Raw genomic sequence first — 12,383 nt, 5'->3', positions numbered from 1 at the left:
CAGAGGGCGCGGGTCAGTCTCACTTCACCAGCGAACGCAGCACGTACTGCAGGATGCCGTCGTTGCGGAAGTAGTCCGCCTCGCCGGGGGTGTCGATGCGCACGACCGCGTCGAACTCGACCTTCGAGCCGTCGGCCTTCGTCGCGGTGACGTGGACCGTCTTCGGCGTGACGCCCTCGTTCAGCGCGGTGATGCCGCTGATGTCGAAGGTCTCGCTGCCGTCCAGACCCAGGCTGTCGGCGTTCTCGCCGGCCGGGAACTGCAGCGGCATGACACCCATGCCGATGAGGTTGGAGCGGTGGATACGCTCGTAGCTCTCGGTGATGACGGCCTTGACGCCGAGCAGGCGGGTGCCCTTGGCGGCCCAGTCGCGTGAGGAGCCCGAACCGTACTCCTTGCCACCGAGGACGACCAGCGGCACGTTGGCGTCGCGGTAGGCCTCGGAGGCGTCGTAGATCGTCGTCTGCGGAGCGCCGTCGGCGAGGAAGTTGCGGGTGAAGCCGCCCTCGACGCCGTCCAGCAGGAGGTTCTTCAGGCGGATGTTCGCGAAGGTACCGCGGACCATGACCTCGTGGTTGCCGCGACGCGAGCCGTAGGAGTTGAAGTCCTTGCGCTCGACGCCGTGCTCGGCGAGGTACTTGCCCGCCGGGGAGTCGGCCTTGATCGAACCGGCCGGGGAGATGTGGTCGGTGGTGACCGAGTCGCCCAGTTTGGCCAGGACGCGGGCGCCGGAGATGTCGCTCACCGGGGTCAGCTCCATGGTCATGCCGTCGAAGTAGCTCGGCTTGCGCACGTACGTCGAGTCGGTGTCCCAGGCGAAGGTCGAGCCCTCCGGGGTCTCCAGCGAGGTCCAACGCTCGTCACCGGCGAACACGTCGGAGTAGTCGTCGGTGAACAGGTCCTTACTGATGGCATGCTGGATCGTGGCCTCGACGTCAGCCGGGGCGGGCCAGATGTCGCGCAGGAAGACGTCGTTGCCGTCGGTGTCCTGACCCAGGGCCTCGGTCTCGAAGTCGAAGTCCATGGTGCCGGCGAGGGCGTACGCGATGACCAGCGGCGGGGAGGCCAGGTAGTTCATCTTGACGTCGGGGTTGATGCGACCCTCGAAGTTGCGGTTGCCCGAGAGCACCGAGGTGACGGCGAGGTCGTTCTCGTTGATGGCCGCGCTGATCTCCTCGGCCAGCGGGCCGGAGTTGCCGATGCACGTGGTGCAGCCGTAACCGACGAGGTGGAAGCCCAGCTTCTCCAAGTAGGGCCACATACCGGCGCGCTCGTAGTAGCCGGTGACGACCTTCGAGCCGGGAGCCATGGACGTCTTGACCCACGGAGCGACGTTCAGGCCCCTCTCGACGGCGTTCTTGGCGAGCATCGCGGCCGCCATCATCACCGACGGGTTCGACGTGTTGGTGCAGCTGGTGATCGAGGCGATCGAGACGATGCCGTGGTCGATCTCGAACTCGCGACCGTCGGCCATGGTGACCGGAACCTTGCGGCTCGGGCGGTCCTCGCCGGTGCCCACGTTGGCGGGCTTGCTGCCGCCGTTGGTGCCGTCGGGCGTGCCCTGCGGGGTCGGGTCGCTGGCCGGGAAGCTCGTGGCCGCACCGGCGTCGCCCTCGCGGTGCGCGACGTAGGTCGGCAGCACCTTGCGGAACGACTCCTTGGCGGCGGAGAGCAGGATGCGGTCCTGCGGGCGCTTCGGGCCGGCGATGGACGGCACGACCGTGGAGAGGTCGAGCTCGAGGTACTCGCTGAAGCGCGGTTCGACGCTCGGGTCAAGCCACATGCCCTGCTCCTTGGCGTAGGCCTCGACGAGCGCAACCTGCTCGTCGTCGCGGCCGGTCAGGCGCAGGTAGTCGAGGGTGACGTCGTCGATCGGGAAGATCGCACACGTCGATCCGAACTCGGGCGACATGTTGCCGATGGTGGCGCGGTTGGCCAGCGGCACCGAGGCCACACCCTCGCCGTAGAACTCGACGAACTTGCCGACGACGCCGTGCTTGCGCAGCATCTCGGTGATCGTCAACACGACGTCGGTGGCGGTGGCGCCCTCCGGGATCGACCCGGTCAGCTTGAAGCCGACGACGCGCGGGATGAGCATGGAGATCGGCTGGCCGAGCATCGCGGCCTCGGCCTCGATACCGCCGACGCCCCAGCCGAGCACGCCGAGGCCGTTCTCCATCGTGGTGTGGGAGTCGGTGCCGACACAAGTGTCGGGGTAGGCGACGCCGTCGCGGACCATCGTCACGCGAGCGAGGTGCTCGATGTTGACCTGGTGGACGATGCCGGTGCCCGGGGGCACGACCTTGAAGTCGTCGAAGGCCGTCTGGCCCCAGCGCAGGAACTGGTAGCGCTCACGGTTGCGCTGGTACTCGAGTTCGACGTTGCGCTCGAAGGCGTCCTGGCGGCCGAAGACGTCGATGATGACGGAGTGGTCGATGACCATCTCGGCCGGCGCGAGCGGGTTGATCTTCTTCGGGTCGCCGCCGAGGTCGGCGACGGCCTCGCGCATGGTGGCGAGGTCGACGATGCACGGCACGCCGGTGAAGTCCTGCATGATCACGCGGGCCGGCGTGAATTGGATCTCCGTGTCGGGCTCGGCGTTCTGGTCCCACGAGCCGAGCGCGCGGATGTGGTCCGCGGTGATGTTGGCGCCGTCCTCGGTGCGCAGCAGGTTCTCGAGCAGGACCTTGAGGCTGTACGGCAGCGTCTGGCTGCCCTCGACAGCATCCACTCGGTAGATCTCGTAGGCCTTGTCCCCGACCTTGAGCTCACCGTGGGCGCTGAAGCTGTTCGTGCTGACCACAACGACTCCTTCGTCTCTCTCCGCGATTTATCTTGACGTCAAGATATTCTGCCACACGCCGGCAGGGGCCGTGGGCGTGGGTCGCACCCAGTCTTCACCATGACGGAGCGCGGTTGCAGCCCCGGGGTGAATCGGGTTCGCCTGGGATTGAGGTTGGGCGTTGCCGAAGAGACAGCAGTCGCGCGGCGCCGCCGGGCTCAGCCGTGCAGCACACCGTAGGTGATCTGGCCGGCGTTCCTCAGCTCGGGGGGAAGGAGTGCCCAGGCAGGGTGCGCGTCGTCCAGGAGCCGCTTCGCCAAGCGCATTCGCTGCCGATCCTTGCGGTTCATCTGGTCCTGCATGTCGAAGGGATCAGCCACCAGGGAACAGAGGAGCGCGAGATCTCGGTAGTGACGCTCGGGACCGGCGAGCGCCGTCGCCGCAGCCTTGCCGACGATCGAAGCCATCAAGGTGGGTCGCGGGATCGAGCCTCGGCGCCCTTCATGCGCGATGGTGACCCGCTCGGTGCGGCTCAGCGCCTGGGTGCCTGCGGGCACCTCGATGGTTCGTCCCGGCGGGGTCGTGGTGAGGTTCGCCCGCGGGCCCAGCCCCTCGGGTGCCAGCACGTCAACGACCACCGGGCGCGGGTCGGCGGCCCTGACGTAGCGATGGGCGAGTCCTTCCGTGCTGAAGGAATGCAGTTCGAATCCCAGTCGTTCGAGGGTGGACACGACTTGGGTCAGGGCAGTGGGTGCGGCGCGAATGTCCGCGATCACGTCGCCGTCCTGGCTGATCTGAGGCGGGACCTGCCCGTGCTCGATCGCGTGGAGGAGAACGGACTGACCACCGATGAGCGCCCAGGGCACCGTCAACTGCTCACCGAGGTCGAGGAGTGTGTGCCACAACTCGTCCACCGGAGACGGCAGCGCCGGTAGTTCGATCACTGGGGTCATCGGCTCGCCCTTTCACTTTGCCAGGAGGCGAGCAACTCCCCCAGTCGCGCGGCACCCGCGGCAACCGCACGGGGCTCCGCCGATTCAAGGAGGTCTGCGGCCAGCACCGCGTCACCCACCTCACTGGCCGAGAAGTCGTCCGCGCGACCGAAGGGCCAGATCTCGTTCGGAATGCGGACCCGGAGATTCGGTTCGGCACCTACTCGAAGGGCAAGCGAGCGGTGTAAGCCAGGCCACCGATCAGCAGCGAGGTAGAACTCGGAGACGGGCTCCTCGAGCAGGAGGAGATCAAACCCGCGATCCACCGCCGCGCTCGCCCCCGCCCGCATGACCGCGTCGTCGCGACGGAGTCGTTGGATGGCTGCTGGGTGGGCGAGGACGTCGAGTACGCGACTCCGCTGCCGCAATGCCGCCCGCCAGTCATCCGGCGTGGGATCAGCGAGGTCGGCGACGTATCGACGCACCTGTGAGCGGGCGGAGTCCGACAGCCACGGCGCCCGACCGCCGACGAGTAGGTCCAAGACCGCCCAGGCCCGCTTGGGTGCCAGCGGCCGACCGGGGCGACGGACAGAGCGCTCGAGCCGGGCCACATCATCAGCCTGAATCAGCCACGATCTGCCCGCATGGCGACCACGCAGGTCGCCAGCACGGAGCAGTTGCCGAACTCGCGAATCATTGACTCCGAGTCGGCGCGAGGCCTCCTGGACATTGATCTCCATCTCCACCTCACTCCTTTCGACAAAGGTACCGCATTCGGTAGTTTTGTCGAAAGGTGCTGGAGTGCTTCAGGGCGTCTCCGACACCTGGTCCTCCAGCGCGCCTGCGTGTGGGAGTTCGTTGAGCGACAGCAGTCTGACCCCACCCTCGGACTCAACCCAGACCCGACTCACCGAGGTATAGCGGGGCGCAAAGAAAACGCCGTGCTCGCGACCGACGACCCAGCTGAGCCACGAGTTGAGCACGCCGCCGTGACAGACAACGACAATCCGCTCTGAAGCGGCATCGGCCAGAAGGTCGTCGAAAGCAGAGCGAACCCGAACTCGGAACTGGTTCGGGTCGAAGCGGTGGGTCCCCCACCTTCCCGTCGCGAGGGCGGCAATCACATGGTCACGGGCAGCGGCCCCTTGCTGCTCGAGGGGAACGTATTCGGTTGCCCCTTGATCAAACTCGGCCAGCCGATCATCGACCTCCACGTGGCTCGACGCGAACTCGGCCACAAACGCCGCCGTTTCACGGGCTCGACGCATGGGGCTACTGATCACCCGGTCAGGCACCCACTCGGGCGCTCGTGAGACCCAAGCCGCCAGCGCAACGGCCTGCTTGCGCCCGAGGTCGGTCAATGCCGGGTCAGCGGGCCCGGCGACTGGCACGGTTCGTTCAGGCTGAGCATGGCGCACGATCAGTAGCTCCACACGTTCCTCCTGGAGCGGCGACAGACGAAGTCACGGGGCCAGGTCCACGATGAGCCCTTGACGAAACCATAGCAGTTTGCGACCGTTGGTTCACAATAAAGGATCGGGGTTCCAGCCTGCTGACCTGCTTGGGCACGGGCCACCTCCGACTCACGTCGATGCGAGTAGTCGTACTAGCCACGCGCGCGCTGGAGGTTCCAGGATGTATCCGCCCACGATCGCCAACCGGTTCCCGGACACGAACGCCTACGAGATGACCGGCTCCGGCTCCACACTGACCTTTGGTGAGCTCGACGAGAAGTCGAACGCGTTGGCTCATCTACTTCGACGTAACGCCGTCGTGCCCGGGGACGCTCTGGTCGTTGTGCTCCCCAACCAGATCGCGTGGCCCGTGGTCGTCGCAGCCGGCATGCGCGCCGGCCTGGAGGTCACTCCGATCAACTGGCACCTCCGCGCCTCAGAACTCATGCCGATGCTCACCGAGGCAGCACCGGCAGCCATTGTCACCTCTGGCGAAATGGTCGCTCTCGCCACCGAGGCCGCCGAACACCTGAATCGACGCCCGTTGATCCTCACGGTAGAGGCAGAGACGCCATCATCAACGGAGTTCTGGTCAGCCATCGACGGTTTGCCCACCACTCCGATCAAGGACGAACTCCTCGGGGCCCGGGTTCTCTTCAGCGGCGGAAGCACAGGTTGCCCGAAGGCCTACCGCCAACCACTCTTGGGCATCCACCCACTTGACGCGCCCAGACGACACCCGGGCCTCGCCGAGAAATTGGGCATAGAGCAGGGCGTTCGATTCCTCTCACCCGCCCCCAATTACCACGCTGCACCGTTCACCTTCCAACTGATGGTCAATGGCGTTGGCGGCACGGTCGTCTGCATGGAGTCATTCGATGCGATCGCATCGCTTCATGCGCTCCGCGACCAGTCGATCACCCACTCCCAATGGGTACCGACAATGCTGTCGCGACTGCTTGCGGTCGAAGCCAGGCAGGCGATTCCGCTCTCGACGACCCATCGCGTGGCGGTGACCTCCGGGGCCCCCTGCCCTCCGGAGCTCAAGGACTCCATCAACGACTGGTGGGGAGATCTGCTGCACGAGTACTACGGCGCCTCCGAAGGATACGGCCACACGTACATTTCACCCGGGGAATCCAGGGAACGGCGGGGATCGGTCGGACGCCCGCTCGGGGCCACCCGTGTGCGGATCACCGACTCCGACGGCCGCGACCTGCCAACGGGTGAGATCGGTCGTGTTGCCTTCGAGGTGACTAGCGCACCGGGGGCCTCAGCGCTCAAGGGAATGGGAGACCTCGGTCGGCTCGACGAAGATGGCTACCTGTACTTGAGCGGACGCGAATCGTTCATGATCATCTCCGGCGGGGTCAACATCCACCCCGAGGAGATTGAGGCCGCTCTGACCAGTCATCCGGCGGTCGCCGACACCGCGGTCTTCGGGCTCCCCCATGACGACCTGGGTGAACAGGTCGTCGCGATCGTGGAACTCGAGCCCGTATTCGGGTTTGACCACACTCCCGACGCCAAGGCTGGCTTGGACCAGATCCTCACCGAGCATGTTCGCGGTCGGGTGGCCCGGTTCAAGGCTCCACGACGCTATGAGTATGTCGAGCGGCTCCCGCGGCTTCCCACGGGGAAACTGAACAAGAAGTCGCTCCAAGCCCAATACACCAAGGGGTAGGCGGGCACCCACACCAAAGGTGGGCGGCGGCTCAGGCCCCGGCGCTTGGACCGGTGGAGGATGTGGGGTCTGAGTGGCTGGTGCGCCTGACACCCAAGGAGCTCTCGACCTGGGCCGCTGGAGACACGCCAGCCCCATCAAGCGCGCGGGACACGCTGGGCAAGAGGCTCATCGAGACATAGCCGTCGCGGACCAGCGCCGCATCCGTCCCTTCACCCAGTCCCTCGGCATTGACGAAGCGCTCCAGCCGGACCGCTCCATCGACCGGCTTCAGGTGTAGGCCCATCAGGCCACGCGGGGCCAACTCGGCCATCCGCACCCCCTTGACCTCCTCAATCCCCAAGTCAGGCACGTTCACGTTGAGCACTGCGCGCGGCGAACTGTGGCCCACCAGCCAGTCGATGGCCAGTACCGCGATCTGGGCAGCGGTGTCGAACCGGTGATGGGGAGCGAATCCCGCGCTGATCGCCAGGCCTCGCAGGCCGAGGGACCCCGCATTCAGCGCAGCGCCGACGGTGCTCGACGTCAGCAACAGGCGGCCAGTGTTGAAGCCGTCATTGATGCCGCTCACGACCAGGTCGGGACGCGGTCCGAGAACCCCGGTGCAAGCCGCCAGCACGGCGAACGATGGCGGCGCGTCGAAGGCAACCGCCCTGACGCCCGGCAGTCCGGGAAGCCTCGCCTCCCACATACCGATCTCGGCTCCGTGCTCGATTGTCCCCAAGCCCGACCCCGTGCCACTGCGATCCGAGTTCGGCGCCGCGATGCTGAAGTCGTGGCCCCGAGAGTAGAGGGCCTCGGCCAGTGCCGCCAACCCCGGAGCGTCGATGCCGTCGTCGTTGGTCAAAAGAATGCGCACAGATCCTCCTCGATAGGTCGCCAATTGTGATTGTCGTGTCACGTCTTTGTCTACCCTGCGGACCAAGTTGGCGACAGGATCCTCCGATCTCGTGACACGATCCCACGCCCTTCAGCGCGAAACTCGGGCTCGCGAAGGGTTGACAGGGGACAGTGATCACTCAAAACTGTGAACATAACGTCACTCAAACACAGCTGTCAGGACAGAGGAGTCCCCATGCCGATGTGGCCGATCAACGACCCGGTGTCCCCGGTCTTCCCGCTCTACTCTCGCGCCAACGTCGGCGAGATCTTTCCCGATCCGATCAGCCCGCTGAACGCCTCCGCCGGCTTCCAGCACAACCTTGAGCCGGGGTGGCGCGACGCCTTCGTGGCGTGCGGGGTTTGGGACGATGACCTCTACGAGAAGTCTGGGGTCGCGATCACGGTCCTGCCGGCCTTCGGCAGCTACCTCTACATCAACATGTCGCTGATGCGACTGTTCGGCGTGCGTGTGCCCGGAATGACGGCCGAGGCGGTGGACCTGCAGTACTTCGGCGACATGCCCGGCATTCCTTCGTACGAGTCGGAGAAGCGCGAGTTCGACGACGATCCGTCGTACGAAGCCAAGGCTGGGGCGTGGTTGATGGAGGAGGTCCTCGGCGCCACCGGCCTCCCTGCCTACGACAAGGACCGCGAGGAGGTCCTTCAGATCCGCCGCGACCGACCTGACATGGCCTCGCTGTCGGACCGGGAGCTTCGTGAGCGGATCACCTCCTTCGACTACATCCTGCGTCCACTCTTCAAGCGCCACATCGAAGCCTCCCTCAAGTGCGGCGTCGGACTCGGTGGCGTGGCCCAGTTCGCTCAAGCGATTGGCAAGCCAGAGCTTTCGCTGGTTCTGGTCGGCGGTCTTGGTGACGTCGACTCGGCCATCCCCTCCAACCGGCTTTGGGAGTTGAGCCGCGCCGCTCAGGACCCGGCGATCGCCGCTGTCTTCGACGAGGGTGTCGCGGGTCTGCGCGATCGGCTGAGATCCTCCAGCGAGCCGAAGGTAGCCGCCTTCAGCCAGGCCTTCGAGGATTTCCTCGCCGACTGGGACTTCCGTGGTCCGGCGGAGTGGGAGATCCGGGCGAAGACTTGGAGTCTGGTCCCTGAGATTCCACTTGGCACGATGGACCGCATGCGCCACGTCGCCGACGATCAAGCCCCGGAGTTGAAGAACTCGGAGCGGGCAGCCGAACGCGAAACTGCCGCGGCCAACATCCGGGAGGCCTTGGCTGCGGACCCCGAGGCACTCGGTCAGTTCGAGGCGGTGATGAACGGCGCGCTCGTGTGGATGCGGGGCCGGGAGCGTGGCCGCGCGACCGCGGCCATGGTCATTCACGAGATCCGACTTCCGGCCCTGGAGCTCGGTCGCCGCGGCGTAGAGGCCGGTCATCTCAAGTCTGCCGACCAGATCTTCATGCTCTTCGCCGAGGAGCTCGACGACTACTTGGCCAACCCGAGCGCCTTCACCGAAGTGGTGGCCGATCGGGAACGGCTGTATCTGGATCTTTTCACCTATGTTCCCCCGTTCGTGGTGGCCGGTGAAGCGCCCGACCTGTCCACCTGGGAACGCGTCGACACCAGCACCCAACCCGCATTGCCGGTCGGTGGCGAACTGATGGGCGTGTCCGGATGCAACGGGACGGCCCGAGGCCGTGCCCGTGTCCTGCTCACGCCCGACGACCCCTCGGCCCTGGAACCCGGGGAGATCCTGGTCACGCCGATCACCGACCCCTCCTGGACTCCGCTGTTCGTGGCCGCTGCCGGTGTGGTGGTCAACGTTGGTGCCCCGTTCTCGCACGCCGCCATCGTCAGCCGGGAGTTGGGGATCCCCTGTGTCGTCTCGGCTCCGGACGCCACGAAACGCCTTCGCACGGGCGCGCTCATCGAGGTCGACGGGACCAGCGGCAAGGTCACCGTGCTCGAGGATGCTCCAGCCTGACGTTTGCCGAGCCTCATGAGAATGGGCTTCGGGCCCGTGCCAGATTTCTGGCGCGGGCCCGAAGCCCATTCTCATGGCTGGACGACCAACTCGGTGCTCCGTAGCACCTCAGCTCTCGTCGGAGGCGTTTCGCTCGCGACGCAGCGAGAGCACGACGTCGTTGTGCAGTTCCATCCAAATGTCGTGGTAGCTCTCCTGCATCGGCCGGGCGAACGCAGCTTGGTCGCCACCCTGGAGCCGGTCAAGCACACCGGCCAAGCGTGGTGCGTATCGGCTCATCCGCGGCAGTTCCTTGCCGACCGCTTCCAGAAGGGGGAGGAACTCCTGGTGGAACGCGGCCAGTTCGGCAATGACCGCAGTGTCATACGCCTGGTCCGTGTGATCGTTGGGCTGGTCGTCGCTGCGCATCTGCCACCGGTGAGCGATCTGCTTGAACGTGGTGTTGTGCGGCCCGAACTCGACATCGAATCTCTCCAGGGCTGCTCGAGCAGATGCGGTTGACGAGTCCTCTCGCAATTGACGATCGGCCTCGACCTTGCCGGCCGGGGTGAGCATGTAGCCGGCCATGGCCCCGGTCCTGGCCACCACCCACCCCTGTTGCACCAACGGTTCGCACGCGGACTCCAAGTCGTCCGCATCGACACCCGAGAGCCCGCTGAGCACCTCCGGCTTCGCGAGCCCCTTGACACGGAGCGAGTGCAGGACGTCGAACTCTGTGGACATGGTTCCTCCTGATCAGCACTGATAGGTCAGCGAAGCGAAATCGCAGCAATTGGTTGCCGGCAAGGGGTTGGATTGTGACTGTCGCTTCACTATTGTGGGCATCACAGTATCCGCGAAGCAGGTCAGAATCAATGGACGACCAGCCCAGACAGCGCCGGTTCGCGGTTCAGCTATCACAAGCCGGAGTTCAGGAGCCAAGGATGCCTACTGCGACCGATATCGACCTGATGGACCTCGATGCCTTCGAGGCCGGCACCGATCATGAACTCTTCGATGTGCTGCGAGAGGAAGACCCGCTGCATTGGAACGAAGAACCCGACGGCGGCCCCGGTTTCTGGTCGGTAACCCGGTACGACGATGTGGTGGCGGTCGCCAACAACCACGCCGCGTTCACGGTCGTGGATGGAACGCAGATACCGAGCCGGCGCGCGGAAGGTGATTCTGCGCGCAGCATCCATCACGTGGATCCACCGGAACATGGCCCATTGCGGCGCGTGGTCACCCCTCATGTGCGGCCCGTGAAGGTCAAGGCATTGGAATCCGACATCCTCGAGGTGATCGACCGCCTGCTGGACGAGCACGTCGGCCAAGGCCAATTCAACTTCGTCCGGGAGATCTCCGCCCAACTACCGGTCGTCATGATCGGGCGACTGTTGGGGGCCCCACTGGAGGACTGCGACCAGCTGATTTCGTGGACCAACCGCATGTCGCCTGATGACCCCGACCATTCCTCGGGCCCTGAGGACATGGTCAAGGCACGCGATGAGATCTTCGAGTACTTCCGCAGCCTCGAACTGGAACGGCGCCGGGAGCCCTCCGACGATCTGATCACCCACCTGACCGCGGGCACGGTCGACGGCACGCCCCTCAGCCGCGGCCAGCTCGATGCGTACTACCTGATCATGATGGTGGCCGGCAACGAAACGACCCGGAACCTGCTGTCCGGTGGCACGTGGGCGCTGCACCAGAACCAGCAGTGGTGGGAGGCACTGCGTCGCCAGCCTACGAAGGCCCGATTGGTCGTGGAGGAGATGATTCGCTACGTCTCCCCCATCATCTGTATGCGCCGCAACGCCACCAGGGATGTCGAGTTCCATGACCGGACGATCCGCGAGGGCGACAAGGTGGTGATGTGGTTCACCTCGGCCAATCGGGATCCGCGTGCCTTCGAGCGGGCCGATGAGTTCATCGGTGACCGCCATCCCAACGACCATGTCGGCTTCGGATTCGGCGAACACTCGTGCCTGGGCACCAATCTGGCCCGGTTGGAGGCGCAACTGTTCTTCTCCCGGATCGCCGAGCGCAACCTGGAACTCACGGCACTCGCCGAGCCGGCCCGTCTGCGGAGCAACTTCTTCCGCGGCATCAAGCGCCTCGACGTCGAGTTGGTGCAGCGGTGACCGAATCACGCTCCGAGGCCGCGTCCGTGGTCGCTGGCGTTTCCTTCGTTCCAAGGGGCGAACGCCTCACGGTGACCAACCCGTTCACCGAGCAGCCGATGGGGCACGTGATGGAGGCTGGCGCCGACGTGGTCGACAGGGCCGTCCGCGACTCCCATCGCGCCTACCGCGAATGGCGTGGCGTGCCTGTCGACGAACGGGCAGAACTGCTTGAGCGGGTCGCCGACCTGCTGGAGCGCGACGAAGAGTTGCTGGCGGGCCTGGTCACCAGCGAGATGGGAATGCCGATCACGCTGTCGCGCGTCACTCAGGCCCAGTTGCCTGCGAAGGTCCTTCGCGGCACCGCCCGCGTTGCCCGGGAGGGTTTCGCGTGGCGAGAAGAGGTTGACGGCGCCACCCTGATCCGCTCCGGAGCCGGCGTGGTGGGCGCCATCACACCGTGGAACATGCCGGTGCATCAGATCATCGCCAAGGTGTCGGCAGCATTGGTGTCCGGTTCGACGGTCGTGTTGAAGGCCTCCGAGCAGACGCCGTACGACGCTACGCACATCGCCGAGCTCTTCCTAGAGGCGGGCGCGCCC

General features: G+C 65.7%; 10 protein-coding genes. 4 read left to right on the top strand and 6 right to left on the bottom strand.

Annotated features, from left to right (window positions below; translation table 11 throughout):
• Positions 1–19: 19 nt before the first annotated feature.
• From KD1_RS00260 to KD1_RS00245, 4 genes are all read right to left on the bottom strand, one after another.
• Positions 20–2,803, bottom strand: coding sequence for an aconitate hydratase (locus KD1_RS00260; RefSeq protein WP_068395817.1), 2,784 nt, complete (start codon positions 2,801–2,803; stop codon positions 20–22).
• A 197-nt stretch (positions 2,804–3,000) separates the two neighbouring features.
• The gene (locus KD1_RS00255; RefSeq protein WP_157073084.1) at positions 3,001–3,735 is read right to left on the bottom strand and encodes a hypothetical protein; all 735 of its coding nucleotides are present in this window, start codon (positions 3,733–3,735) and stop codon (positions 3,001–3,003) included.
• Positions 3,732–4,454 (bottom strand): helix-turn-helix domain-containing protein, encoded by a 723-nt coding sequence (locus tag KD1_RS00250; RefSeq protein ID WP_245627212.1) that lies wholly within the window; start codon positions 4,452–4,454, stop codon positions 3,732–3,734. Before KD1_RS00250 ends, KD1_RS00255 begins: the two co-directional genes overlap by 4 nt.
• A 66-nt stretch (positions 4,455–4,520) precedes the next feature.
• Positions 4,521–5,147 carry a histidine phosphatase family protein gene (locus KD1_RS00245; protein WP_068395808.1) on the bottom strand — a complete coding sequence of 209 codons (627 nt, stop codon included), beginning with the start codon at positions 5,145–5,147 and terminating at the stop codon, positions 4,521–4,523.
• 202 nt (positions 5,148–5,349) lie between these two features.
• Here KD1_RS00245 and KD1_RS00240 point away from each other — a divergent pair, with 202 nt between their 5' ends.
• Positions 5,350–6,852 (top strand): AMP-binding protein, encoded by a 1,503-nt coding sequence (locus KD1_RS00240; protein ID WP_068395806.1) that lies wholly within the window; start codon positions 5,350–5,352, stop codon positions 6,850–6,852.
• Between the two features lie 31 nt (positions 6,853–6,883).
• Here the strand turns inward: KD1_RS00240 and surE are convergent, their stop codons facing one another.
• On the bottom strand, positions 6,884–7,711 hold the full coding sequence (gene surE / locus KD1_RS00235; RefSeq protein ID WP_083541844.1) for a 5'/3'-nucleotidase SurE: 828 nt from the start codon (positions 7,709–7,711) through the stop codon (positions 6,884–6,886).
• 216 nt (positions 7,712–7,927) lie between these two features.
• Between surE and KD1_RS00230 the strand changes: the two genes are divergently transcribed.
• Entirely contained in the window at positions 7,928–9,679 is a 1,752-nt protein-coding gene (locus tag KD1_RS00230) for a PEP-utilizing enzyme (protein ID WP_068395803.1), read from the top strand.
• Between the two features lie 108 nt (positions 9,680–9,787).
• Here the strand turns inward: KD1_RS00230 and KD1_RS00225 are convergent, their stop codons facing one another.
• Complete coding sequence (locus KD1_RS00225; RefSeq protein WP_068395800.1) at positions 9,788–10,402, bottom strand: NUDIX hydrolase; 615 nt, start codon at positions 10,400–10,402, stop codon at positions 9,788–9,790.
• A 200-nt stretch (positions 10,403–10,602) separates the two neighbouring features.
• Here KD1_RS00225 and KD1_RS00220 point away from each other — a divergent pair, with 200 nt between their 5' ends.
• Together KD1_RS00220 and KD1_RS00215 are read left to right on the top strand one after the other, a co-directional pair.
• Positions 10,603–11,802 carry a cytochrome P450 gene (locus KD1_RS00220; RefSeq protein WP_068395797.1) on the top strand — a complete coding sequence of 400 codons (1,200 nt, stop codon included), beginning with the start codon at positions 10,603–10,605 and terminating at the stop codon, positions 11,800–11,802.
• A partial coding sequence (locus KD1_RS00215) for an aldehyde dehydrogenase family protein (protein WP_217995753.1) occupies positions 11,799–12,383 on the top strand: 585 nt, incomplete at its 3' end. The genes KD1_RS00220 and KD1_RS00215, both read left to right, overlap by 4 nt.

Origin of the sequence: Kribbia dieselivorans NBRC 106261, assembly GCF_001552435.1 — a bacterium.
Classification (GTDB): domain Bacteria; phylum Actinomycetota; class Actinomycetes; order Actinomycetales; family Dermatophilaceae; genus Kribbia; species Kribbia dieselivorans.
The sequence above is the reverse complement of the archived record's forward strand: the minus strand, read 5'-3'. Positions and strand labels throughout refer to the sequence as shown.